At 72.7% G+C, this 23771-nt stretch carries 20 protein-coding genes; 10 read left to right on the top strand and 10 right to left on the bottom strand.

From position 1 onward, the window contains the following. Positions 1–100 precede the first annotated feature (100 nt). The gene (locus QWM81_RS27225; protein ID WP_290115050.1) at positions 101–961 is read right to left on the bottom strand and encodes a helix-turn-helix domain-containing protein; all 861 of its coding nucleotides are present in this window, start codon (positions 959–961) and stop codon (positions 101–103) included. A 127-nt stretch (positions 962–1088) separates the two neighbouring features. On the opposite strand from QWM81_RS27225, the gene QWM81_RS27220 reads away from it, so the two are divergent. Next, entirely contained in the window at positions 1089–2132 is a 1044-nt protein-coding gene (locus QWM81_RS27220; RefSeq protein WP_290115049.1) for an NAD(P)-dependent alcohol dehydrogenase, read from the top strand. Positions 2133–2191: 59 nt separating this feature from the next. On the opposite strand, the gene QWM81_RS27215 is transcribed toward QWM81_RS27220, so the two are convergent. From QWM81_RS27215 to QWM81_RS27195, 5 genes are all read right to left on the bottom strand, one after another. Continuing rightward, entirely contained in the window at positions 2192–2563 is a 372-nt protein-coding gene (locus QWM81_RS27215; RefSeq protein WP_290115048.1) for a hypothetical protein, read from the bottom strand. Next, a complete protein-coding gene (gene msrA, locus QWM81_RS27210) occupies positions 2556–3224 on the bottom strand; it encodes a peptide-methionine (S)-S-oxide reductase MsrA (protein ID WP_290115047.1) in 669 nt (222 codons plus the stop codon). Before msrA ends, QWM81_RS27215 begins: the two co-directional genes overlap by 8 nt. A gap of 71 nt (positions 3225–3295) precedes the next feature. Next, entirely contained in the window at positions 3296–4423 is a 1128-nt protein-coding gene (locus tag QWM81_RS27205) for a hypothetical protein (protein WP_290115046.1), read from the bottom strand. Continuing rightward, a complete protein-coding gene (locus QWM81_RS27200) occupies positions 4420–6036 on the bottom strand; it encodes a M48 family metallopeptidase (protein WP_290115045.1) in 1617 nt (538 codons plus the stop codon). Before QWM81_RS27200 ends, QWM81_RS27205 begins: the two co-directional genes overlap by 4 nt. A gap of 275 nt (positions 6037–6311) precedes the next feature. After that, a complete protein-coding gene (locus tag QWM81_RS27195; RefSeq protein ID WP_290115043.1) occupies positions 6312–7415 on the bottom strand; it encodes a hypothetical protein in 1104 nt (367 codons plus the stop codon). A gap of 60 nt (positions 7416–7475) precedes the next feature. Between QWM81_RS27195 and QWM81_RS27190 the strand changes: the two genes are divergently transcribed. Further along, positions 7476–8630 (top strand): cystathionine gamma-synthase, encoded by a 1155-nt coding sequence (locus tag QWM81_RS27190; RefSeq protein ID WP_290115041.1) that lies wholly within the window; start codon positions 7476–7478, stop codon positions 8628–8630. A gap of 189 nt (positions 8631–8819) precedes the next feature. Here the strand turns inward: QWM81_RS27190 and QWM81_RS27185 are convergent, their stop codons facing one another. Continuing rightward, on the bottom strand, positions 8820–9368 hold the full coding sequence (locus QWM81_RS27185) for a MarR family winged helix-turn-helix transcriptional regulator (RefSeq protein ID WP_290115040.1): 549 nt from the start codon (positions 9366–9368) through the stop codon (positions 8820–8822). A 114-nt stretch (positions 9369–9482) separates the two neighbouring features. On the opposite strand from QWM81_RS27185, the gene ilvA reads away from it, so the two are divergent. The 3 genes from ilvA (at position 9483) to QWM81_RS27170 (ending at position 12706) form a co-directional block, all read left to right on the top strand. After that, on the top strand, positions 9483–10712 hold the full coding sequence (gene ilvA, locus QWM81_RS27180) for a threonine ammonia-lyase (RefSeq protein ID WP_290115039.1): 1230 nt from the start codon (positions 9483–9485) through the stop codon (positions 10710–10712). Between the two features lie 147 nt (positions 10713–10859). After that, entirely contained in the window at positions 10860–11858 is a 999-nt protein-coding gene (locus QWM81_RS27175) for an ATP-binding cassette domain-containing protein (protein WP_290115038.1), read from the top strand. Continuing rightward, positions 11855–12706, top strand: coding sequence for an ABC transporter permease (locus tag QWM81_RS27170; RefSeq protein ID WP_290115037.1), 852 nt, complete (start codon positions 11855–11857; stop codon positions 12704–12706). Before QWM81_RS27175 ends, QWM81_RS27170 begins: the two co-directional genes overlap by 4 nt. A gap of 51 nt (positions 12707–12757) precedes the next feature. On the opposite strand, the gene greA is transcribed toward QWM81_RS27170, so the two are convergent. Both greA and QWM81_RS27160 read right to left on the bottom strand, forming a co-directional pair. Then, positions 12758–13255 carry a transcription elongation factor GreA gene (gene greA / locus QWM81_RS27165; RefSeq protein ID WP_290115036.1) on the bottom strand — a complete coding sequence of 166 codons (498 nt, stop codon included), beginning with the start codon at positions 13253–13255 and terminating at the stop codon, positions 12758–12760. A 237-nt stretch (positions 13256–13492) separates the two neighbouring features. Then, on the bottom strand, positions 13493–13894 hold the full coding sequence (locus tag QWM81_RS27160) for a DUF4307 domain-containing protein (protein WP_290115034.1): 402 nt from the start codon (positions 13892–13894) through the stop codon (positions 13493–13495). 95 nt (positions 13895–13989) lie between these two features. Here QWM81_RS27160 and mca point away from each other — a divergent pair, with 95 nt between their 5' ends. Together mca and QWM81_RS27150 are read left to right on the top strand one after the other, a co-directional pair. Beyond that, positions 13990–14871: a mycothiol conjugate amidase Mca gene (gene mca, locus QWM81_RS27155; RefSeq protein WP_290115033.1), complete on the top strand. Its 882-nt coding sequence runs from the start codon at positions 13990–13992 to the stop codon at positions 14869–14871. Beyond that, a complete protein-coding gene (locus QWM81_RS27150) occupies positions 14864–15103 on the top strand; it encodes a hypothetical protein (RefSeq protein WP_290115032.1) in 240 nt (79 codons plus the stop codon). The genes mca and QWM81_RS27150 overlap by 8 nt, the downstream gene beginning before the upstream one ends. 236 nt (positions 15104–15339) lie before the next feature. Here the strand turns inward: QWM81_RS27150 and QWM81_RS27145 are convergent, their stop codons facing one another. After that, positions 15340–18717, bottom strand: a complete 3378-nt coding sequence (locus tag QWM81_RS27145) for a tetratricopeptide repeat protein (protein ID WP_290115065.1) — start codon at positions 18715–18717, stop codon at positions 15340–15342. A gap of 141 nt (positions 18718–18858) precedes the next feature. Here QWM81_RS27145 and QWM81_RS27140 point away from each other — a divergent pair, with 141 nt between their 5' ends. The 3 genes from QWM81_RS27140 to QWM81_RS27130 form a co-directional block, all read left to right on the top strand. After that, entirely contained in the window at positions 18859–20967 is a 2109-nt protein-coding gene (locus QWM81_RS27140) for a thioredoxin domain-containing protein (RefSeq protein WP_290115031.1), read from the top strand. A gap of 308 nt (positions 20968–21275) precedes the next feature. Continuing rightward, positions 21276–22484: a glycosyltransferase gene (locus tag QWM81_RS27135; protein WP_435372467.1), complete on the top strand. Its 1209-nt coding sequence runs from the start codon at positions 21276–21278 to the stop codon at positions 22482–22484. Then, positions 22481–23771: ArnT family glycosyltransferase (locus QWM81_RS27130; protein WP_290115028.1), on the top strand; the 1291-nt coding region annotated here is incomplete at its 3' end. The genes QWM81_RS27135 and QWM81_RS27130, both read left to right, overlap by 4 nt.

Raw genomic sequence — 23771 nt, 5'->3', positions numbered from 1 at the left:
ACCCTGAACAGCGGGCGGTGGTCCTCCTCCGGGAGGGCCGCCGCCCTTTCTCCTGCCCGCCGTCCCGTCACCGCGCGGTCACCGGCCGGTCGCCGCGCGGTCACCGGGCGTCGGCGACCTCGTCCACGCCCCAGTTCGCCAGCAGCCCCAGCGCGTCCGCCGACCGCGACCCCGGCTCGGCGGTGTAGGCCACCAGGTGCAGGTCGTGATCGTCCGGCACCTTCAGCGTCTCGTACGCCAGCGTCAGCTCACCCACCAGCGGATGGCGCAGCCGCTTCACGCCGTGCCCCTTGTCCTGGACCGTGTGCGCCGCCCACAGGGCCCGGAACTCCGGGCTCTTCACGGACAGTTCCCCCACCAGGGCCGACAGCTGCGGATCGTCCGCCGAACACCCCGCGTACATCCGCAGCACGCTCACCACCTCCGTCGCCTTGGCCTCCCAGTCGACGTACAGGTCTCGTGCGTTGGGGGCGAGGAACACCTGCCACGCCATGTTCCGCTCCTGCGGCTCCAGCGCCGCGAAGTCGCCGAGCAGCGCCCGCGCCATCCGGTTCCAGCCGATGATGTCCAGCCGCCGTCCCAGCAGGTACGCGGGCACCCCGTCCATCGCGTCCAGCAGCAGCCGCAGCGCCGGCCGCACCGTCTGGGGGCGCGTGACCGACGCCCGCCGCTTCTTCTTGTACGTCGGCTTCGCCAGGTGCGTGAGGTGGTCACGCTCGGCGTCCGTCAGCCGCAGCGCGCGGGCGATCGCGTCCAGCACCTCACCCGAGACGTTACGGCCGTTGCCCTGCTCCAGGCGCGTGTAGTACGCGACCGAGACCCCCGCCAGCTGCGCCAGCTCCTCGCGCCGCAGCCCCGGTACGCGGCGGTGCCGGCCGAACTCGGGCAGCCCGACGTCCTCCGGCTTCAGCCGGGCCCGCCGTGAGCGGAGGAATTCGCTGAGTTCGGCACGCTGGTCCATACCGCAAGTATTCCTGGTCGTACGCACCGGGAGGCCGCTGTTCCTGTCCCTGCCAGTGGTACGCACGCCGGTCGTAGGTACGACAGGTGTCTGGGTGATCCGCGCCCGCACCGGCACGATCGTCCCCATGAGCACCAACGTCTTCGCCTACGCAGCCCCCGCCGCCCACGCCCCGCTGGAGCGCACCACCATCCCGCGCCGCACGGTCGGGGAACACGACGTACTGATCGAGATCGCGTACGCCGGCATCTGCCACTCCGACATCCACCAGGCGCGCGACGGCTGGGGCGAGGGCATCTTCCCGATGGTGCCCGGCCACGAGATCGCCGGCGTCGTCACCGAGACCGGCCCCGGCGTCACCCGGCACAAGGTCGGCGACCGGGTCGGCGTCGGCTGCTTCGTGGACTCCTGCCGCGCGTGCGACTACTGCCGCCAGGGTCTGGAGCAGTACTGCGTGCAGGGCATGACCGGCACGTACAACGCCCTCGACAGGAACGGCGAGCCCACCTACGGCGGCTACTCCACCCACATCGTCGTGGACGAGAACTACACCGTCCGCATCCCCGACGGCCTCGCCCTCGACGTGGCCGCGCCCCTGCTGTGCGCCGGCGTCACCCTCTACTCGCCGCTCGTCCACTGGAAGGCCGGCCCCGGCAAGAACGTGGCGATCGTCGGGCTCGGCGGCCTCGGCCACATGGGCGTGAAGATCGCCCACGCGCTGGGAGCCGAGGTCACCGTACTCAGCCAGAGCCTGCGCAAGCAGGAGGACGGCCTGCGGCTGGGCGCCGACCACTTCCACGCGACCAGCGACCCGGAGACCTTCGAGAAGCTCGCGGGCACCTTCGACCTGATCGTCTCCACGGTCTCGGCGCCGCTGGACCTGGGCGCCTACCTGAGCCTGCTCAAGACGGACGGCGCCATGGTGAACGTCGGCGCGCCCGAGGAGCCCGTCTCGCTGAACCTCTTCTCGGTCATCGGCGGCCGCAAGACCCTCGCCGGTTCGATGATCGGCTCCATCGCCGAGACCCAGGACATGCTGGACTTCTGCGCCGAGCACGGCCTGGGCGCGGACATCGAGCTGATCCGCGCGGACCAGATCAACGAGGCGTACGAGCGTGTCCTGAAGAGCGACGTTCGCTACCGCTTCGTCATCGACGCCGCGACGATCTGACGGCCTCGATGCCCTGCGGGGTCATCGACCCCGTGCGCCATGCCACGTCGCCGGAGTGATCAGGCGAACTCGATGCTGACGACCCCGTACCCGACATAGCCAACCCCGCCGAGGACCAGCAGCCCCAGCCGGCCGACCGACAGGGTCAGCCCGGCGCGGCGTACGCGTTCCCTCCCGGCCCGGAAGACGGCCAGAACCGTGACCGCCAGCGAGCCGAGAAGCACCAGCGCGCTCCCGAAGAGGGCCACGGCACCGGCGGACCAGGTGGGTTGGTCGTAGTCCTCGGTCAGCCCGGGAAGCAGGAGCGCGATGCCGCACAGCGCGAGGGCCGCCAGGCAGCTGACCATGAAGTCGAAGGACAGGGTGAGCGCCCAGGCGCCGCTCAGCCGCCGGTTCGTCCAGGTGCGGCGGCCCGGTGCGGGCTCAGGCACCGTCACCCGCCCTGGCCACACCCACCGGGCAACTGACTCCCGTGCCGCCGATGCCGCAGTAGCCGCCGGGGTTCTTGTCCAGGTACTGCTGGTGGTAGGGCTCCGCCGGGTAGAAGGGGCGGTCGGCGGCGGGGAGGATCTCCGTGGTGATCGTGCCGTAGCCCGAGCCCGTCAGGACCTGCTGGTAGGCGTCGCGGGAGGACTCGGCGGCTTCCGCGTGGGCGGGGGAGTGGGTGTAGATCGCCGAGCGGTACTGGGTGCCCACGTCATTGCCCTGGCGGAAGCCCTGGGTGGGGTCGTGGGACTCCCAGAAGAGCTTCAGGAGCTTTGCGTACGAGACGGCCTTCGGGTCGAAGACCACGCGGACCACCTCCGTGTGGCCCGTCAGGCCGGAGCAGACCTCTTCGTAGGTGGGGTTCTCCGTGTAGCCGCCCTGGTAGCCGGCGAGGGTCGTCCACACGCCGTCCGTCTGCCAGAACTTCCGCTCCGCGCCCCAGAAACAGCCCAGGCCGAAGTCCGCGATCTCCAGACCGGCCGGGTAGGGGCCGAGGAGCGGGTTGCCGAGGACCGTGTGGCGGGAGGGGACGGTGAACGCCGGCTCCGGGCGGCCGGGGAGGGCCTGGTCGCGGGTGGGGAGCACGGGGGTGCGGCCGAACAGCATGACTCGGTCTCCTTCTGCGGGACGCCGGGGCGGCACCGGGACAACGCTCCGGTGCCGCCCGGAATTCCGGCTCAGCGCCGCCCGGCGGCCCTGGCGGCCTGGAGCACGGCCTTGTCGCGCAGTTCGAGGTACACCTCGGCGGGATCGCCGTGGTACGACCAGGGAACGACGCCGATACGGCCGTCCACCAGCCGGAACTGCTCCACCGCCGCCTCGTACCGCTCCTGGTGGGCCAGGTAGTAGGCCAGCACGTTGCGCACCGCGATGAGGTACGGGTGCGTGGGGTCCGCGGCCGCCGCGTCCGCCAGCGCCGCGTCCACCGCCGCACGCATCCGCGGAGTGTCGGCGCCCTCCGGACACGCCCATGGACCGTTGTCGTGCTCGAAGTGCGCGAAGAGCGGCAGGGCCGTCAGCAGCGTGCCGGGGGGCGCCGAGGCGGCGGCCCGCTCGGCGAACTCGGTGGCCAGCTCCTCGGAGCCGCGCCACTTGGCACACCAGTACTGGAGCGCCGCGTAGTGGGCCATGTAGTGGTGCGGGGCACGCGCCGTGATCTCGGTCCACAGGCGGTCCATCTCGGAGTGCGGATAGCCCAGTGCGAGCGCGACCCAGATCTCCTCGATGTACGGACAGGGATCGGCCGGCGCGAGCCGCGCCGCGCGCGCCACCTGCTCGCGTGCGACGGCGATCGTCCGGTGGAAGCCCCGGAACTGCTCCGAGGTGGTGTCCTGGGCGAGCGCGCCGCCGCGCAGCGCCCAGGCCAGGCCGATCGTGCTGGTCGCCCGGACCACCGCCGCGTCGGGGTCCTCCGGAGCCGCGGCCTCCCAGGCCAGCAGCCAGGCATCCTCTTCGACCGCCTCCCCGGCGAGCGAGTTGACGAACTGGTAGCGCCGGTCCCAGTCCCCGGTCAGCCGCTGCCGCTCCAGCAGCGCGGCGGCGGCCCGCCAGTCGCCGGCCAGGGCGGCGGCCTCGGCGGCGGCCGCCTCCGCCGGCAGCGGATCGCCCGCGTCCGTGTCCTGCCGTTCGCGCGGCAGGAACCCCTGGGCGGCGACCTCCTCGGGAATGCGGTAGTCGGCCGGTTCGTCGCCGGAGCTCCGCAGGCCCTCGATGGCGCCTTGCACGATGGCTTTGAGGAAGTACAGCCCGATCGCCAGCAGGGCGAGCGCGATGGGCGTCAGGATGATCCAGAGCAGGGTGGTCACGTGGTCTGCCGTCCGTGAGTGAGAAGGGTGCGCAGCGGCGTGGTGTCGGGAAGGTCCGCGAGCGCCGCGTCGATCGCCGCATCCAGGTCCGGTTCCGTCCCGCCGGCCGTCTGCGGCAGGCGTACGCTCGCCGCCTCGGACCACGAGAACTCCCAGCGCAGCAGGGAGCGGGCCTGTAGGTCCGCCAGTGCCATACGGCTGAGCGAGGTGCGCAGCACGGGACGGACGAACTCGCGGAAGACGCGGCCGTTCGCCGCGGCCGCCTCGTCCGACAGCGGCAGCCGCTGGGCCAGCTTCCACAGCTGCCCGTCCTCGATGACCTTCAGCAGCGCGGGCAGCGTCGGCAGCTCACGCGTGTACATGGCCAGCGCCCGGTGCAGCGGCGAGTCCAGCGACCCCAGCCGGGCGCCCATGGCCCCGTCGAGCAGCTCCTGCCAGTCGCCGGTACGGCGGAAGGCGAGCACCTCGTCGGAGAGGACGGCGTCCTCCAGGGCGGCCAGGGTGCGGCGCGGGTCGGCCAGGAGGTCCAGGGCGGCGCCCTTGCCCTCGTCGGCCCGCTCGTCGGCCGGGAGGCCCTCGATACGGCGGACGCGGTCGGCGATGGGCGGGTGCGAGTCGTACGGGGAGGCCGGCTCGGTGGGCAGCTCGGCGCGCAGCCCCACCAGTTCCAGTTCGCGGGCGGTCAGCATGCGGCCGAAGCCGCCGAACACCTCGCCTCGCGGGGGCAGCAGCCGAGCGGCGGTGCCCAGCGTGGCGTAGGACTTCATGTAGAACCCGAACGCGGCGCTGAGCGCGGGCAGTTCGCGCAGCGCGGAGGCGGTCGCGTCACGGCCGGCGATCCGGGCGGCCGCGGCGTCGGCGGCGTACTCCTCCTGCCGGGCTCCGGCCAGCGTGGCGCGGAAGTACAGCCTGGCGTACGCGGTGTAGACCTTGGCCATCGTGCGGTACGTGATGCCGGCGCCGCCCGTGTCGACCTCGCGGGCCGCCCTGCCCCGGGCCTGGGCCCTGGTGTTCCGCTTCTCCTGGCGGGCCCGCTCGCGGCCGGCGGTCTTCGCGGCACGCTCCTCGAAGTGCCGGATGGTGCGCAGCACCTGGGCGCGGCCGCGCCCGGTGAGCGCGCCGAGGCGGGTGTCGTGGTTCGCGTAGTGGCCCAGCTCGTGGGCCAGCACGGCGCGCAGCTGGGCCTCGCTCAGGCCCTGCACCAGCGGCACGCCCAGGTACAGGCGGCGCGGTCCGGGCAGGAGGCCGAGGAGGCGGGCGTTCTCGCTGACGGCGGCGTTGACGTCACCGGTGAGCGTGATCCGCGACGGCGCCCGGGTGCCGACCTGTGCGGCCAGCTCCCGGACGGTGCGCCACAGCTCCGGCTCGTCGGCCTCGGTGACGGTCAGGCCCGGTTCGCCGGCGTCCTTCGGCGTACGCAGCATGAACAGGCCGCGCACGACGGGGACGGCCAGCAGCAGCGAGACGACGTACAGCTTGGCGGCGACGCCGGAGGGGGCGTACAGGTACAGCAGGTGGTCGAGGCCGGCGAGGGCCACGAGCAGGAGTACGCCGAGCAGGTAGAAGCCTGCGAACAGGAAGAGGGCGCGCAGCGCGCGCAGGGTTGCGCCCATCGGGCAGAGTTCCCCCCACGGGAAATGGACATGACGAAGAGGCGTGGGGGGAAGCGGAGTATCACCTACCGGCGGCACGGCCGACAAGTCGGGCCCGCCCCGGCCCCGGACCGGGGGCCGGGGGCGCGAGGGGCGCGGCGGGAGGGGCGCGGTGCGAGGGGCGCGGCGCTGTTTGGCGCCGGAGGCGGGCGGTACCGGGTCGGCACCGGGTCGGCACCGCCCGGTCGGTGCCGAGCCGACGGCACCGACCCAACGGCACCGACGGCCCGCACCGCTCAGTGCAGCAGCGTCGCCGGGCTGCCGCCGTTCGCCTCGTAGCCGGCCACCGCCAGCGCCCGGTACACCGCGTACTCCGCCGCCGGGTCCTCGCTCAGCGTCCACGGCAGCGCGCCGATATGGCCGTCGACGTGGACCAGTTGCCGCATGGCCTCCGACCAGCGTTCCGCCCGTACCAGGAAGTGGATCAGCAGGTGGCGTACGTGCGCCAGCATCGGGTCGTCCGGGCGGGCCGAGTGCACCGCGTACAGCGCGCCCTCCATGGCCTTGGACACCACCTCGGTGCCGTAGAAGTCCCGTACCAGCGCCACTTCCGGCAGGTGCTCGAACACCGCGAACAGCGGCAGCGCGGCGAGCAGCGAGCCCTGCGGGGCGCGCGCCGCGGCGGCCGTCGCGAACCGGTCCGCGTCCTGCCGGGAGCCGTGCCACTTCTCGCACCAGTAGTGCAGCGCCGCCAGATGCGCGCCCATGTGCTGCGGCGCGCGGTCCATGATCTTCGCCCAGACCTGGTCGAACTGCTCGTGCGAGTAGCCAAGACCCCGCGCGACGGCCAGTTCGACGATGTACGGGACGGGGTCGCCGGGCGCCAGCAGGGCCGCCTCCTCGCACACCGTCCGCGCCTCTTCCAGGATGATCCGGAAGTCGTCGCTGCCCGCCGCCGACGACCGCCACGCCTGCTGCACCAGGAACTCGGCGTGCACCTGCGCCCCGCCCGGGTCCTTCGGCTTCTCGGCGCGCCACGCCCGCAGCCACGCCCCGCCGACGCCCGGCTGCTGCCGGAGCTCCAGCGACGCCGCGCCCGCGAACGCCTGCACCCGCTGCCAGCGCACCTCGCCGTCCTTGTCGGTGCCCGCCAGCAGCTGCGAGGCGGCCCGCCAGTCCTGGGTGCGCTGCACGAGGTCCAGCACGTCCAGGAGGTCCTGGTCCGGTCCCGGCAGGCGTACGTCGAGGTGCTCCTGGCGTACGAAGCCGTACGCGCTCGGGTCGGCGGCGTCGGGCGAGCCGGGCTCGGCCAGGCGGATACCGGCACGGCGGCGCATCAGCCAGGGCACGACGGCCACACCGATCAGGCCCACCGCGAACAGGAACCAGAGAATCTCCATACCGCCATTGTCCCGGACGCGCCCGGTGCTCCCGGCCGCCCCCGACTACGCTCGGGCCCCATGAGCGACGAGCACACCCACCAGAGTTTCGAGACCCGCGCCATCCACGCGGGCAACACCGCCGACCCGCTGACCGGCGCGGTCGTCCCGCCCATCTACCAGGTGTCCACCTACAAGCAGGACGGCGTGGGCGGCCTGCGCGGCGGCTACGAGTACAGCCGCAGCGCCAACCCGACGCGCAGCGCCCTGGAGGAGAACCTCGCGGCGCTGGAGGGCGGGCGGCGCGGCCTGGCCTTCGCCTCGGGGCTGGCGGCGGAGGACTGCCTGCTGCGCGCCCTGCTGGCGCCCGGCGACCACGTGGTCATCCCGAACGACGCGTACGGCGGCACGTTCCGGCTCTTCGCGAAGGTCGTCGCGCGGTGGGGCGTGGAGTGGTCGGTCGCCGACACCTCCGACCCGGCGGCGGTACGGGACGCGATCACCGACCGTACGAAGGTCATCTGGGTCGAGACCCCGTCGAACCCGCTGCTCGGCATCACGGACATCGCGGCGGTCGCGGACGTGGCGCGCACGGCGGGCGTCAGGCTGGTCGTCGACAACACCTTCGCCAGCCCCTACCTCCAGCAGCCGCTGGCGCTCGGCGCGGACGTCGTCGTGCACTCGCTGACCAAGTACATGGGCGGCCACTCGGACGTCGTCGGCGGCGCGCTGGTGACGGCCGACGAGGCGCTCGGCGACGAACTGGCGTACCACCAGAACGCGATGGGCGCGGTGGCCGGTCCCTTCGACTCGTGGATCGTGCTGCGCGGCATCAAGACGCTGGCGGTACGCATGGACCGGCACAGCGAGAACGCCACGCGCGTCGCGGAGATGCTCAGCCAGCACCCGAAGGTGACCCAGGTCCTCTACCCCGGACTGCCGGAACACCCCGGCCACGAGGTCGCCGCCAAGCAGATGAAGAGCTTCGGCGGCATGATCTCCTTCCGCGTCGCGGGCGGCGAGGCGGCGGCGGTCGAGGTCTGCGACCGGGCGAAGCTGTTCACGCTGGGGGAGTCGCTGGGCGGCGTCGAGTCGCTGATCGAGCACCCGGGACGGATGACGCACGCGAGCGTCGCCGGCTCGCTGCTGGAGGTCCCGGCGGACCTGGTGCGGCTGTCGGTCGGCATCGAGAACGCGGACGACCTGCTCGCGGACCTGCGCCAGGCGCTGGGCTAGGCGTGCCGTGGGCACCCGGCGCGGGTGCCCCTCGCCGAGGGTGGTGCCGGCGCGTGGTGACGGGTGCGTGGCGCCGGGTGCGTGGGCGGGCGCGGGGTGCCCGGGTGCGTGGGCGGCGGGCGCGGGGTGCCCGGGTGCGTGGGCGGTGGGCGCGGGGTGCCCGGGTGCGGGGCGGACGGCCGGTCGCGGTCAGGAGGTCGGTGTCGGGTCCGTGTCGGCGGGCGGGAGGCCGGCCTGCCGGGCGGAGAGCGCCGAGTTGAAGCGGGTCAGCAGGGTGCAGAACGACTGGCGTTCCTCCTCGGTCCAGCCCTCCGTCACCTGGGCCATCAGCTCGCGGCGCGAGGAGCGGACCTCCTCCAGCCGGGCCTGGCCGCGCGGGGAGAGCTGGAGCACGACCGCGCGGCCGTCCTCCGGGTGCGAGGTCCGCTTGACCAGGCCGGTGTCGACCAGCGGCGCGACCTGGCGGGTGACCGTGGAGGAGTCGATGCCCATCCCGGCCGCCAGCGCCTTCACGCCCATCGGGCCTTCCTGGTCGAGGCGGTTGAGCAGCAGGTAGGCGGCACGGTCCATGGAGTTGCGGAGCTGGCCGGTGCCGCCGAGGCGGGTCTGCTCGGCCCGCCGGGCGAAGACGGCCACCTGGTGCTGGAGGGCATCGAGGAGACCGGGGGCGCCCGGGGGTTCGGGGGTGGTCCCCCGGGAGACAGGCGCAGGAGTCGTCATGTCCTGAGATGTGGGCATGGCTGCGGGGCTCCATCGTGCGGTGGTGGTCGGTTGGTGGGGGACAGAGTACGCGGACCTGTGCGGGTCCGTACCAGCGCTGCACAAACGTGATGAGCTGCGAGACTTGGCGTCATGAGCTTCGGTACGCCACACCCCTCACACCCCCTCATCCTCGACGACATCCGGGGGGCGCAGAAGATGCTGTCCGGTGTCGCCAGGATGACGCCGATGGAGGGCAGCCGACACCTGTCGCGGCTGGTGGGGGCGCCGGTGCACTTCAAGTGCGAGAACCTCCAGCGGACCGGTTCGTTCAAGCTGCGAGGCGCGTACGTAAGGATCTCCGGCCTGAGTCCCGAGGAGCGGGCGGCCGGGGTCGTCGCGGCGTCGGCCGGCAACCACGCGCAGGGCGTCGCGCTCGCCTCGTCGCTGCTGGGCGTGCGCTCCACGGTGTTCATGCCGGTGGGCGCCCCGCTGCCGAAGGTCGCGGCGACCCGTGAGTACGGGGCGGACGTGCGGCTGCATGGGCACGTGGTCGACGAGGCGCTGCTGGCCGCGCAGGAGTACGCGTACGAGACGGGCGCGGTGTTCATCCACCCCTTCGACCATCGGGACATCATCGCGGGCCAGGGCACCGTGGGCCTGGAGATCCTCGAACAGTGCCCGGAGGTACGGACGATCATCGTGGGCATCGGCGGCGGCGGGCTGGCGGCGGGCATCGCCGTCGCGGTGAAGGCGCTGCGGCCGGACGTGCGGGTGATCGGCGTGCAGGCGGAGGCGGCGGCGGCCTATCCGCCGTCGCTGGCGGCGGGCCGCCCGGTGACCGTGGAGTGTGCGGCCACCATGGCGGACGGCATCAAGGTGGGGCGCCCCGGGGACGTGCCGTTCGGGATCGTCGGGGAACTGGTCGACGAGGTGCGCACGGTGTCCGAGGACGCCCTGTCGTCGGCGCTGCTGCTGTGCCTGGAGCGGGCGAAGCTGGTCGTGGAGCCGGCCGGGGCGAGTCCGGTCGCGGCGCTGCTGACCGCGCCGGAGACGTTCGGCGGGCCGGTGGTGGCGGTGCTGTCGGGCGGGAACGTGGACCCGCTGCTGATGCAGCGCATCCTGCGGCACGGCATGGCGGCGGCGGGGCGGTACCTGAGCCTGCGGCTGCGGCTGACCGACCGCCCGGGCGCGCTCGCGACGCTGCTGGGCGTGCTGACGGTGGTCGACGCCAACGTCATCGACGTCGGTCACGTACGGACCGATCCACGGCTGGGGCTCACGGAGGCGGAGGTGGAACTGCACCTGGAGACGAAGGGCCCGGAACACTGCGAGGAGGTCGCGACCGCGCTGCGCGAGGCGGGCTACACGGTCATGGCGTAGCGCTGTGCGCGCAGCCGTCGGCGGGCAGGCGGCCGGTCCCGGCCGGCCGCCGTAAATACCTTGTCCGTCGCGCGATGTATCGCGTTAGTGTGTGGGGCCCGAGTCACACACTGGGCATTCGCACCAGCCACCACTGGGAGAACCCACATGCCAGGCGCAATCCACGCCGAAGGTCTGGTGAAGACCTTCGGCGACGTACGGGCTCTGGACGGCGTGGACCTCGACGTCCCCGAGGGGACGGTCCTGGGGCTGTTAGGCCCCAACGGCGCGGGGAAGACCACCGCCGTCCGCGTACTGACCACACTGCTCAGGCCCGACAGCGGCAAGGCGGTCGTCGCGGGCATCGACGTGCTCAAGCACCCCAACGAAGTCCGCCGGGCCATCGGCCTCTCCGGCCAGTTCGCCGCCGTCGACGAGTACCTCACCGGCCGCGAGAACCTGCACATGGTCGGCCAGCTCTACCAGATGTCCAGCAAGGCCGCGAAGGTACGCGCCGGCGAGCTGCTGGAACGCTTCAACCTCGCCGAGGCCGCCGACCGCCCCGCCAAGACGTACTCCGGCGGCATGCGCCGCCGCCTCGACCTCGCCGCCGCACTCGTGGTCTCGCCGCCCGTGATGTTCATGGACGAGCCGACCACCGGCCTCGACCCGCGCAACCGGCAGCAGCTGTGGGAGGTCATCCAGGAACTGGTCGCCGGCGGTACGACCCTGCTGCTCACCACGCAGTACCTGGAGGAGGCCGACCACCTCGCGCACGACATCTGCGTCGTGGACCACGGCAAGGTCATCGCCCGGGGCACGGCCGACCAGCTCAAGGTCCGCACCGGCGGCGAACGCGTCGAGGTGGTCGTCCACCAGCCCGACCAGATCGACCCCGCCCGCGCCGTCCTCGCCGGCTTCGGCAAGGGCGACGTCGCCGTCGAGACGCACACCCGCAAGCTCACCGTCCCGGTCACCGGCGGCGCCAAGCTGCTCGCGGAGGTCATCCGCGAACTGGACACCCGTGGTGTGGAGATCGACGACATCGGCCTGCGCCGCCCCACCCTGGACGACGTGTTCATCTCCCTCACCGGCCACGCCGCCGAGCTGAGCGACGAGGACAACGGCGACCCGGGCATCGGCGACCGGAAGGGAAGCGCGAAGTGAACGCAGTGTCCGACACCGTCCCCCGGCTCACCGCCCCCAAGCCGCGCGGCGGCATCGCCCAGTCGGTCGCCGACTCCCTCGTCGTCGCCCGGCGCAATCTGATCCGCATGTCCCGGATCCCCGAAGTGATCATTTTCGGGCTCATCCAGCCGATCATGTTCGTGGTGCTGTTCAGCTACGTCTTCGGCGGCTCGATGAACATCGGCGGCACCACGGACCCGGAGGTCTACCGCAACTTCCTGATGGCCGGCATCTTCGCCCAGACCGTCACCTTCGCCACCGCCGGCTCGGGCGCCGGTATCGCCGACGACATGCACAAGGGCCTCATCGACCGGTTCCGGTCCCTGCCCATGGCCCGTGGCGCGGTCCTCACCGGCCGTACGCTCGCCGACCTCGTACAGACCGCGCTCACCATCGTCGTCCTCGCGGTCGTCGCCCTGCTCGTCGGCTGGCGCATCCACGGGGGCGTGCCCAAGGCGCTGGGCGCGTTCGCGCTGCTGCTCCTGCTCGGGTACGCGTTCTCCTGGATCGGCGCGCTGATCGGCCTGTCCGTGCGTACACCCGAGGCGGCCACGTCCGGCGGGCTGATCTGGCTGTTCCCCGTGACGTTCCTGTCCAACGCGTTCGTGGACTCGTCCCGGATGACGCCGTGGCTGCGGCACATCGCCGAGTGGAACCCGTTCAGCGCCACCGTGCAGGCCTGCCGCGAGCTGTTCGGCAACCCGGGCGCCTCGAATTCCAGCGCCTGGCCCATGGAGCACCCGGTGCTGGCGTCGGTCATCTGGTCGCTGCTGATCATCGCGGTGTTCCGCACGCTGGCGGTGCGCAAGTACCGCTCTGCGGCATAACGCGGGAAGGGCCGGGCCGCGTGTGTGCGGCCCGGCCCTTCGGCGTCCGTGTCAGCCCGAGTACGGCTTCGCGTCGAGGATCGTCACCGACGCCTTCTTGCCGTTCGGCAGCTCGTACTCCGCGTCCTCGCCCACCTTCTTGCCGTTGACGCCCGAACCGAGCGGCGACTGCGGGGAGTACGTCTCGATGTCGGAGCTCGCGTACTCGCGCGAGGCGAGGAGGAACGTCAGGGTGTCGTCCTCGTCGCCGTCGAAGGCGATGGTGACCACCATGCCGGGCGCGACGACACCGCTCTCCGTGGGAGCCTCGCCGACCTTCGCGTGCTCCAGGAGCTGGGTCAGCTGGCGTACGCGCAGCTCCTGCTTGCCCTGCTCCTCCTTGGCCGCGTGGTACCCGCCGTTCTCGCGCAGGTCGCCCTCCTCGCGCGCAGCCGCGATCTTGGCGGCGATCTCGGTTCGCGCGGGACCAGACAGGTACTCCAGCTCGGCCTTGAGCTGGTTGTACGCCTCCTGGGTGAGCCAGGTGACGTTCTCGCTGGTCTGGGTCACAGGTGCTCCTCGTCGGTACTGGGAATACAAAGCATCGCCCTACCCAGAAGGATTGTGCCTTCCCGGGTGGGCGAAACCACGAGCCTAACAATTTCGGCGGGGAAGGGGGAGGACGAAAGGCACACAATCTTTATCGCCGCAGGTCACGCCCGAATCCATGCGCCGAATCCGGGCGGTTTGCCCTCGTTGCCGCGCGTCGATGTCGCTGCCGCGCGTCGCCGTCGCAACTGCGTGTCGCTACTGCGCGGTGCAGCCCAGCAGCTCGGCGCTCGTCGCCTTCGCCGTGGTGCGTACGGTGACGACCTGGTCGATCCGGTCGGCGGCCTGGTCGAAGCGGACGTCCTTGTGGCCCACCTCGCCGCCGTCCCGCGCCAGGGCGCGCAGCGTGCAGAAGCCCTTGGCGTCCTTGTCCTTGCGCACCTCCAGGTGCACCTGGACCCGGTCGTCGGCCGAGACGTCGAACTTGATCAGCTCAGCGCTGACCTTCTGGCCGGCGACGTAGTCGTACCCGAACCAGCCCACCATCGCCACCAGCGCGGCGCCCAGCACCGCGCCCACGATCCTGAGCCTGCGGTCGGCGCGCTCGTCCGCCGAGCGGCCGTAACGGCCCTCGGGGAGTCCTTCCCGTACCGCGCTCATGATCGTCCTTTCGCATCCCGAGCGACGGAATTTTCCGCTCGCCGATTCCGTCACTATAGAAGCCGCCCGACGCGACGAATCATGAGGATCGAGTCTTGACTGAGCAGCTGCGACTGATGGCCGTTCACGCCCACCCCGACGACGAGTCGAGCAAGGGCGCGGCGACGATGGCCAAGTATGTGTCCGAGGGGGTGGACGTGCTGGTCGTGACCTGCACCGGAGGCGAGCGCGGCTCCATCCTCAATCCGAAGCTCCAGGGCGACCCGTACATCGAGGAGAACATCCACGAGGTGCGCCGCAAGGAGATGGACGAGGCCCGCGAGATCCTCGGCGTCAGACAGGAATGGCTGGGCTTCGTCGACTCCGGCCTCCCGGAGGGCGACCCGCTGCCGCCGCTGCCCCAGGGCTGCTTCGCCCTGGAGGACGTCGACAAGGCGGCCGGCCGCCTGGTGAGGTCCATCCGCTCCTTCCGGCCGCAGGTCATCACGACGTACGACGAGAACGGCGGCTACCCGCACCCCGACCACATCATGACCCACAAGATCACGATGGTGGCCTTCGAGGGGGCGGCGGACGCGGAGAAGTACCCGGAGTCGGAGTTCGGGCCGGTCTGGCAGCCGTTGAAGGTCTACTACAACCAGGGCTTCAACCGCCCCCGCACGGTCGCCCTGCACGAGGCGCTGCTGGCCCGTGGTCTGGAGTCGCCGTACGGGGAGTGGCTCAAGCGCTGGAAGGAGTTCGAGCGCGCCGAGCGGACCCTGACCACGCACGTCCCGTGCGCCGACTTCTTCGAGATTCGCGACAAGGCGCTGCTCGCGCACGCCACGCAGATCGACCCGGACGGCGGCTGGTTCCGCGTTCCGATGGAGATCCAGAAGGAGGTCTGGCCGACGGAGGACTACGAGCTCGCCAAGTCCGTCGTCGAGACCTCCCTCCCCGAGGACGACCTCTTCGCGGGCATCCGGGACAATGCCTGACATGAGCGCACACCAGGCACTGACCCAGCTCGTCCCGCTCGCCAAGGAGCTCGACGAGAACAAGGTGACCCCAGGCGTCCTCGGTTTCATCGTCTTCGCGGTCATGGCCGCGGGTGTATGGCTGCTGATGAAGTCGATGAACCGCCACATGGGCAAGGTCGACTTCGAAGAAGCTCCCGCGTCCCCCGAGGCTCCCGATCCCGCGGCGAAGGCCCCCAAGAACGCCGAGTGACCCATCGCCCGCCCCGACCTCCCGGTGGGAGGCCGGGCGGCGTGCTGCCCCGGCCCCGGCCGGGCGCGTCAGGACGGGTCGGGCGCCTCCCGGATGGGGCCGGCGACTGGGAGGGCGGGGTGGGCGACTGGGAGGGCGGCGAGGGTGCCTCCAAAGACGGGGCCGGCGACTCCGAAGATGGCGTGGGGGACTCGGGGGGCGGGGCCGGCGACTCCTAGGGCGGCGAGGGGCCCTCGCTATGACGGGGCCGGCGACTCCGAGGACGGCGTGGGGGCGTCGGATGACGATGACGGGGTGGGCGACGTGGTCGGGACGCCCATCACCTCCCTCGCGTGGCGGTCCGGGGTCAGCCCCAGGGGCCAGGCCTGCCAGGGCGACTCCAGGCGTATGCCCCGTTCCAGGACCAGGGACCAGGCCGCCAGGCAGTCCTCCAGCCGCGGGTCGCGGCTCGGGTGCTTGGCGTCCGCCAGCTGGGCCAGCTCCTGCTGGGCGACGACCGTGCCCACCTCCACGCCGCCCGGCGAGGCGTACGGGAGCAGGGTGCAGCGCAGGAAGCGGGACCAGTCACCGCCACGGAGGTCGTCGTACGAGGCGAACAGGGCGATCGCCTCGTCGCACAGGGCCAGCGCCTGCGGGGCGCGGCTGTTGCCCGCGTCGATGATCGCCAGCTCCAGGCACGTCCAGGCCTCCCCGTGGGCCACGCCGATACGGCGGAAGTCCGCGCGGGCGTCCGCGAGCAGCTGCCGGGCGAAACCGGAGTTGCGGAGGTTGCCCGTCTGCGCGGCGCGCTGATCGCGGGTGGCGCGGCCCGAGTGGTGGCGGGCGCACGCCAGGCCGTACACGTCACGCATCCGCGAGAACATCGTGCGGGCCCGCTCCAGCTCCCGTACCGCCTGGTCCACGTCACCGCGGTCCTCCAGCGCCTGGCCCAGGTAGTACAGCGTCCAGGCCTCGCCGCGGGCGTCCTCGTTGTCCCGGTGGCGGGCCAGGGCCGTACGCAGTTGCTCGGCCGCCGGCTCGGGATCGCCGTCCACCAGCCTGGCCCGGCCGAGCTGGGTCAGCGCCCACGCCTGACCGCGGGCGTCGTGCGTGCGCTCGTACAACTCCAGCGCCGTGCGCAGCGCCGCCTCGGCGCGCGGCACGTCACCCAGCCGCAGCCGCACCTGGCCCGACTGGAAGTGCGTCCACGCCTCCCCGTGCAGGGACTCGCTCTCCCGGTGCAGCGCCAGCGCCGTGTCCAGCAGGGTGAGTGCCTCCGCGATGTTGGCACGGTCCCGCTCCACGGCCGCCAGCGCGTGCAGCGTCCAGGCGCGGTCGGCCGCCAGCTCCGGTGAGGACTGCAACTCCAGCGCCTCCCGCAGCCTCGCCGCCGCCTCCGGCAGGTTGCCCTGGTGGTGCAGCGTGATCCCCAGCGAGCACAGCGCCAGCGCCGCCCCCGCGTCCTGCCGCGCCTCCTGGTAGAGCGAGACCACCGACGTCAGCGTCGTACGCGCGGTGTCCAGCTCGCCCAGCTGGCGCGCCGCTATACCCGTCCGCCACTGCACCGACCGCATCAGCGGCCCCTGGCCGGCCTCCCCCGCTCCCGGCTCCTGCCCCGGGCTGCCGGCCCCGCCCGACGCCTCGCCCGACGCCTCGCCCGACCGGGCGGGACCCCCAGGAGGCGGGAGGGCGCCGCCCGTCAGCTCCTGAAGCTCACCGAGCCGGTACAGGTCACCGCGCAGCAGGCAGTAGTCGCACAGCGCGCCCAGCAGGTCCAGCACCGTCTGCCGGCTCACGCCCTCCGCGTGCCGCAGCGCCTCCGTGATGAAGCCCGACTCGTCGTCCAGCCAGCGCAGCGCCGCGTCCAGCGAGGGGAACCCGTGCCCGCCGAACCGGGCCGCCCGCGTCGACATCTTGCCGTCCACCATGCGGATCACCGCGTCGGCCAGCTCCGCGTACGCCCGGATCAGCCGCTCCTGCGCGGCCGCCACCTCCCCGGCGTCCTCCTCGGCCCGCAGCCGCTGTGCCGCGAACGCCCGCACGGTGTCGTGCAGCCGGAACCGGTCGCCCCGTGCCCGCTCCACCAGCCCGGCCCGCGCCAGCTCCCGCAGCCGTGCCCGCGCCTCCTCCTCCCCGGCCGCCAGCAGGGCCGCTGCCGCCGCCGCGCCCAGCGACGCCGGTCCCGCCAGCGCCAGGCGCCGCAGCAGCCGCCGCTGCCCGTCGTCCAGGTCCGTGAAGTACCGCGCGGCGACCGCCCGTTCGACCGGGCCGCCGTCCCGCGCCTCCAGCAGCGCGGCCACCTCGGCCATCGAGCGCGCCCCGACCGCCGAGCCCGCCACCCGCAGCGCCAGCGGCAGCCCCGCGCACAGCTCCCGCACCCGCCCGGTCGCCTCCGCGTCGTAGGGGCCCGGCTCCCGGCCGCCCCGCTCCCGGTCCCCGGCCGCGTCCCGCAGCAGCTCCTCCGCGCCCGCCGCGTCCAGCCCCGTCACCGGCAGCTGGTGCACCCACGCCGGCACGTCCTCGCCCAGCTCCAGCGGGCCGCGCGCCGTCACCAGCACCAGGCTCTCCGACCGCTCCGGTATCAGCGTCCGCACCTGCTGCGCGTCCCGCGCGTCGTCCAGCACCACCACGACCGGCAGCCCCGTCAGATGCTGGTGGTACAGCTCCGCCAGCCGCCGCACCTGCTGCTGCGCCGACGACCGGTCCCGCGACAGCAGCTGCTCGCGCGGCGCGCCCAGCCGGTTCAGCAGGTGCAGCAGCGCGTCCCGCGTCGGCAACGGCCGCTCGCCGACGCCCGCGCCCCGCATGTCGACCAGGCACGCCCCGCGGAACAGGTCCCGCAGCTGGTGCGCGGCCCGCACGGCCAGGGCGGTCCGGCCCGCGCCCGGTTCGCCGTGCAGCACGACCACCGTCGGCCGGGTCCGCGTCGCCGCCCGCCCCGCCCGCACCCAGCGCGCGATCCGCTCCAGCTCCGCGCGCCGCCCCGCGAACGGCTCACCCGCCTCCGGCAGGTGCCCGAAGGACTGCTCGAGCACCGTGCGCCGGCGGGCGACCGCGCCGCGGTCCACCCCGCGCAACGGCGGCGGCGTGTCGGCCGGTGTGCGCGCCGTGGCCGCCGCCAGGATCCGCTGCTGGTCCAGGAACGGCCGGATGCCCCGTACCTCCAGCGCCGTCAGCCACTCCAGCCGCAGCCGCTCCGGGCCGCCGGGCCGGGCCCGCGCCCCGGCCCTGCGGTGCGCGGCCGGCCAGTGCGCCGCGGTCACCTTCAGGACGGTCGTCGCCGCCCCGGCCACCGCGACCACCGCACCGGCGCCCAGCGCGGTGCCCGCCGCCGTACCCAAAGCCATGTCCGCGCCGATCGCCGCCACCGCCGCGACCGCCGTGACCAGCGCGGGCGCGCCCACGGCCTCGCGGGTGAACCGCTCCGCCAGCGACACCTGCCCCGCCCGCGCCTCCTCCAGCGCCGCCACGTACGCCGCGTACTCCTCGGCCGCGCTCGCCGCCATCGTCTCCAGCGCCGCCCTGCCCCGCGCCAGCAGCACACCCCGGTCGGCCCGGCCGCCGGAGCGCCGCACCTCGTCCTCCACGGCTCGCGCCAGCAGCCGCTGCGCCTCCGCGCGATGGCTCTCCCGCATCCGCGTCATCCGCGTCCCCCTCCGCAAGCGACCGATCGCTTCCGCGACAAGTGTCCGCCGTACGACTGATCGGCGCGAGGGGCTGTGGATAACCTCCGGAGGCCCGAGGCACGTGAGGTACACATCCGGCAGGATGGGTTTATGCCGAACCGACTGGCTCATGAGACGTCCCCCTATCTCCTCCAGCACGCCGACAACCCGGTCGACTGGTGGCCCTGGTCGGAGGAGGCGTTCGAGGAGGCGCGGCGGCGCGGCGTGCCCGTGCTGCTCAGCATCGGATACAGCTCGTGCCACTGGTGCCACGTCATGGCGCACGAGTCGTTCGAGGACGAGACGACGGCCGAGTACGTCAACGAGCACTTCGTCCCCGTCAAGGTCGACCGCGAGGAGCGGCCCGATGTCGACGCCGTGTACATGGAGGCGGTACAGGCCGCGACCGGCCACGGCGGCTGGCCCATGACGGTGTTCCTGACGCCCGACGCCGAACCGTTCTACTTCGGTACGTACTTCCCGCCCGCCCCCCGCCACGGCATGCCCTCCTTCGACCAGGTCCTCCAGGGCGTCGCGGTCGCCTGGGCGGACCGGCGAGAGGAGGTCCACGAGGTCGCCGGGAACATCGTGCGCGAGCTGTCCGGGCGCTCCCTGGCGTTCGGTGGGGCCGGGGCGCCCGGTGAGAAGGAACTCGCGCAGGCGCTGCTGGGGCTCACCCGCGACTACGACGACCGGTACGGCGGATTCGGCGGGGCGCCGAAGTTCCCGCCGTCCATGGTGATCGAGTTCCTGCTGCGCCACCACGCCCGCACCCACGCCGAGGGCGCCCTCCAGATGGCCGCCGACACGTGCGAGGCGATGGCCAGGGGCGGGATCTACGACCAGCTCGGCGGCGGGTTCGCCCGCTACTCGGTGGACCGCGAGTGGGTCGTGCCGCACTTCGAGAAGATGCTGTACGACAACGCCCTGCTGTGCCGCGTGTACGCGCACCTGTGGCGGGCCACCGGCAGCGACCTCGCCCGCCGCGTCGCCCTGGAGACGGCCGACTTCATGGTGCGCGAACTGCGCACGGCCGAAGGCGGGTTCGCCTCCGCGCTGGACGCCGACTCCGACGACGGTACGGGCAAGCACGTGGAGGGCGCCTACTACGTCTGGACGCCCGGGCAACTGCGCGAGATCCTCGGCGAGGACGACGCCGCGTACGCCGTCCGGCACTTCGGCGTCACCGAGGAGGGCACCTTCGAGGAGGGCGCCTCCGTCCTGCAGCTCCCGCAGGGCGCCGGGGTCGCCGACGCCGAGCGCGTCGAAAGCGTCCGGCAGCGGCTGCTCGCCGCCCGCGAACAGCGGCCGCGCCCCGGCCGCGACGACAAGATCGTGGCCGCGTGGAACGGACTGGCCATCGCGGCGCTCGCCGAGACCGGCGCCTACTTCGACCGGCCGGACCTCGTCGAACGCGCCACCGAGGCCGCCGACCTGCTCGTCAGGGTGCATATGGACACCGGGGCGCGGCTGGCCCGCACCTCCAAGGACGGGCAGGTGGGAGCCAACGCCGGGGTCCTGGAGGACTACGGGGACGTGGCCGAGGGGTTCCTCGCGCTGGCCGCGGTGACCGGCGAAGGCGTGTGGCTGGAGTTCGCCGGGTTCCTCCTCGACATCGTGCTCGACCAGTTCACCGGCGAGAACGGCTCTCTGTACGACACCGCGCACGACGCCGAGCGACTGATCCGCCGCCCCCAGGACCCGACCGACAACGCCGCCCCCTCGGGCTGGACCGCCGCCGCGGGCGCCCTGCTGTCGTACGCCGCCCACACCGGCTCCGAGGCCCACCGCAGCGCCGCCGAGGCCGCCCTCGGCGTGGTCAAGGCCCTCGGGCCGCGCGCGCCCCGCTTCATCGGCTGGGGCCTCGCCGTCGCCGAGGCGCTGCTCGACGGGCCGCGCGAGATCGCCGTCGTCGGCTCCCCCGGCGACGCGGCCGCCAGGGAACTGCACCGCACCGCGCTGCTCGCCCCCGCCCCCGGCGCCGTCGTCGCCTTCGGCGAACCGTATGGCGGCGAAGCGGACGGCAGTGAACCGGACGGCAGTGAACCGGACGGCGGCGAAGCGGACGGCGGCGAGGCGGACCGGGACGAGGCGGAGTTCCCGCTGCTGCGGGACCGTCCGCTGGTCGACGGGCGGCCCGCCGCGTACGTCTGCCGCCACTTCACCTGCGACGCGCCTACCACGGACCCGGCGGACCTCGCCCGGAAATTGACGAACTGACGTCGGAATCACAGTTTTTATCGGGACGCGGTCTGATTGTCAGTCTCTACCCCTATCCTCATTCGACATAAGGAGTGAAGACTCCGCACGTGTTCTGGGGAGGGTGCGTGCGGATGTCGACCGAGGGCGTCGACGGCCAGGGGGGACCTGCCGCGAACGGCCTGTGACCATGTCTTTCCGGGGAACGACCCATGCCGCGGCGGGGTGCCACCAGGGCGCGACCGCTCCCGCCGCGACGGGTCGTAGGGGGGAGCTCTTCCGTGCCCGTATCCGTGTCCGTCGCCGCCATTTCACTGGCGCTCTTCTGGATGGCCGCCTTCACACTGTGGTGGCAGATGCACGCCTGGCGTACGCCCGAGACGCTGGCCGCCACACGCTTCGCGAGCCCTGACGGACAACAGGGGCTGTCGTTCTCCCTGTTGCTGCCGGCCCGGCACGAACAGCTCGTCCTGGAGCACACGATCGACCGGCTGCTGGAGTCCCGTCACGCCGCCTTCGAGATCATCGTGATCGTCGGGCACGACGACCCGGAGACCGCCGAGGTCGCCGAGCGGGCCGCGGCCCGCGACCCCGGCCGGGTACGCGTCGTCGTCGACACCCATGAGGCCAAGAACAAACCCAAGGCCCTCAACACCGCCCTGCCGTACTGCCGTGGTGACGTCGTGGGCGTCTTCGACGCCGAGGACCAGGTCCACCCCGAACTCCTCGCCCATGTCGACCACGCCTTCACCGCCACCGGCGCCGACGTCGTCCAGGGCGGCGTCCAGCTGATCAACTTCCACTCCAGCTGGTACTCCCTGCGCAACTGCCTGGAGTACTTCTTCTGGTTCCGCAGCCGCCTCCACCTGCACGCCGCCAAGGGCTTCATCCCGCTCGGCGGCAACACCGTCTTCGTACGCACCGATGTGCTGCGCCAGGCCGGCGGCTGGGACCCGAACTGCCTCGCCGAGGACTGCGACCTGGGCGTGCGGCTGTCCAGCGTGGGCAAGAAGGTCGTCGTCGCGTACGACGCCGACATGGTCACCCGCGAGGAGACCCCCGGCACGCTGATGAGCCTGCTCAAGCAGCGCACCCGCTGGAACCAGGGCTTCCTCCAGGTCTACCGCAAGAAGGACTGGAAGCAACTGCCCACCCTCGGGCAGCGGATGCTCGCCCGCTACACCCTCATGACCCCGTTCATGCAGGCCTTCAGCGGCCTGATCATCCCGCTCAACGTGGCCGTCGCGCTCTTCCTCGACGTTCCGATCGGCATCGCCGTCATCACCTTCCTGCCCCTGCTGACGGCGATGGTGACGTTCGTCTTCGAGATCGTCGGACTGCACGACTTCGGCAAGCAGTACGGGCTGCGCGTCCGGCTCGTCCACTACCTGAAGCTCATCGTCGGCGGGCCCTTCTACCAGGTGCTGCTGGCGGGCGCCGCGCTCCGCGCCGTCTGGCGCGAGCAGCGCGGCCGCAACGAGTGGGAACTCACCAGCCATGTCGGCGCGCACCTCGTACGAGAGGAAGCCACCCGATGACCGCCACCCTTCCCGCCGCGAGCCCCACGAGTCCCGCGAGCCCCGCCGGCCCCGCGACGGCCGAGGTCGTCGGCGTCCCGGCGCAGCGCGACAACAGACGGCTCGTCACCCGGCCCGTCATACGCTTCCGCAGCTCACCCCCCGACCTGATCCTGTGCGGGGTGCTGCTCGCGGCGATCCTCCTCGTCCAGGGCTGGAACATCCAGCACTACCCGACGCTCAGCGACGACGAGGGCACCTACCTCGCCCAGGCCTGGGCCGTACAGAACGGCCGGGGGATCGCCCACTACACGTACTGGTACGACCACCCGCCGCTCGGCTGGATGCAGCTCGCCCTGCTCACCTGGATACCGTCCCTCATCGCGCCCGAGACGATGACGGTCGCCTCGATGCGCGTGGCGATGCTGCTGATCAGCGCCGCCTCCGCGGTGCTGCTGTACGTGCTGGCGCGCCGCCTGTGGCTGCCGCGCTGGGCCGCGGGCCTGGCCATGGCGCTGTTCGGGCTGTCCCCGCTGTCCGTCGTCCTCCAGCGGGAGATATTCCTCGACAACCTCGCCGTGATGTGGATGCTGCTGGCGTTCTGCCTCGCCGCCTCGCCCAACAGACATCTCTGGCACCACTTCGGGGCCGGGATCGCCGCCGCCGTCGGCGTCCTCACCAAGGAGACGATGCTGGTCGTCCTGCCCGCCCTGCTCATCACGATGTGGCGCCACAGCCACCGGGACACCCGCAAGTTCGCCGTCACCGGAGCGATCACCGCCTGCGTGCTGATCGGCCTCTCCTACCCCCTCTTCGCGCTGCTCAAGGGCGAGCTGCTGCCCGGCGAGGGACACGTCTCGCTGTGGGACGGCATCACCTACCAGATGAGCCGCCCAGGCTCCGGCTTCATCCTCGCCGAGGGCACCGGCTCCCACGACGTGCTCCAGTCCTGGCTGTACTACGACCAGGTGCTGCCGCTGGGCGGCCTCGCCGGCGCCGCCCTCCTCCTGCTCACCATCCTCCCCCGAGCTCTCGGCTCCGCCCGAGCAGGGGGGACCCCCATGTCGGTCACCGCGCGGGCCCTGGCCGGACCGGCGCTGGCGGTGGCCATCCTGGCGGTCGTCGCCATGCGCCCCTCCGGCTACCTGCCCGCCATGTACGTCATCCAGGCGCTGCCCTTCCTGGCCCTGGTCCTCGCGGGCGGCGCGGCGAGCGTCGCCCACGCCGTGCTGCGCCGCCCGATCGCCCTGCCACGGCCTCGCCCGGTCGGCCCCGCCGGGCCGGTCGGCCCGGGCTCCGGGCGAGGCC

It is taken from the genome of Streptomyces ficellus (assembly GCF_030406405.1).
Lineage (GTDB): Bacteria > Actinomycetota > Actinomycetes > Streptomycetales > Streptomycetaceae > Streptomyces > Streptomyces ficellus_B.
Note: the sequence above shows the minus strand (reverse complement) of the source record. Positions and strands in the feature narration are given on the sequence as shown.

What these genes read in the sequence shown, in the direction of transcription:
- QWM81_RS27225 (WP_290115050.1), bottom strand. Translation starts at nt 961, where the DNA reads ATGGACCAGCGTGCCGAACTCAGCGAATTCCTCCGCTCACGGCGGGCC.
- QWM81_RS27220 (WP_290115049.1), top strand. Translation starts at nt 1,089, where the DNA reads ATGAGCACCAACGTCTTCGCCTACGCAGCCCCCGCCGCCCACGCCCCG.
- msrA (WP_290115047.1), bottom strand. Translation starts at nt 3,224, where the DNA reads ATGCTGTTCGGCCGCACCCCCGTGCTCCCCACCCGCGACCAGGCCCTC.
- QWM81_RS27200 (WP_290115045.1), bottom strand. Translation starts at nt 6,036, where the DNA reads ATGGGCGCAACCCTGCGCGCGCTGCGCGCCCTCTTCCTGTTCGCAGGC.
- QWM81_RS27195 (WP_290115043.1), bottom strand. Translation starts at nt 7,415, where the DNA reads ATGGAGATTCTCTGGTTCCTGTTCGCGGTGGGCCTGATCGGTGTGGCC.
- QWM81_RS27190 (WP_290115041.1), top strand. Translation starts at nt 7,476, where the DNA reads ATGAGCGACGAGCACACCCACCAGAGTTTCGAGACCCGCGCCATCCAC.
- QWM81_RS27185 (WP_290115040.1), bottom strand. Translation starts at nt 9,368, where the DNA reads ATGCCCACATCTCAGGACATGACGACTCCTGCGCCTGTCTCCCGGGGG.
- ilvA (WP_290115039.1), top strand. Translation starts at nt 9,483, where the DNA reads ATGAGCTTCGGTACGCCACACCCCTCACACCCCCTCATCCTCGACGAC.
- QWM81_RS27175 (WP_290115038.1), top strand. Translation starts at nt 10,860, where the DNA reads ATGCCAGGCGCAATCCACGCCGAAGGTCTGGTGAAGACCTTCGGCGAC.
- QWM81_RS27160 (WP_290115034.1), bottom strand. Translation starts at nt 13,894, where the DNA reads ATGAGCGCGGTACGGGAAGGACTCCCCGAGGGCCGTTACGGCCGCTCG.
- QWM81_RS27150 (WP_290115032.1), top strand. Translation starts at nt 14,864, where the DNA reads ATGCCTGACATGAGCGCACACCAGGCACTGACCCAGCTCGTCCCGCTC.
- QWM81_RS27145 (WP_290115065.1), bottom strand. Translation starts at nt 18,717, where the DNA reads ATGCGGGAGAGCCATCGCGCGGAGGCGCAGCGGCTGCTGGCGCGAGCC.
- QWM81_RS27140 (WP_290115031.1), top strand. Translation starts at nt 18,859, where the DNA reads ATGCCGAACCGACTGGCTCATGAGACGTCCCCCTATCTCCTCCAGCAC.
- QWM81_RS27135 (WP_435372467.1), top strand. Translation starts at nt 21,276, where the DNA reads ATGGCCGCCTTCACACTGTGGTGGCAGATGCACGCCTGGCGTACGCCC.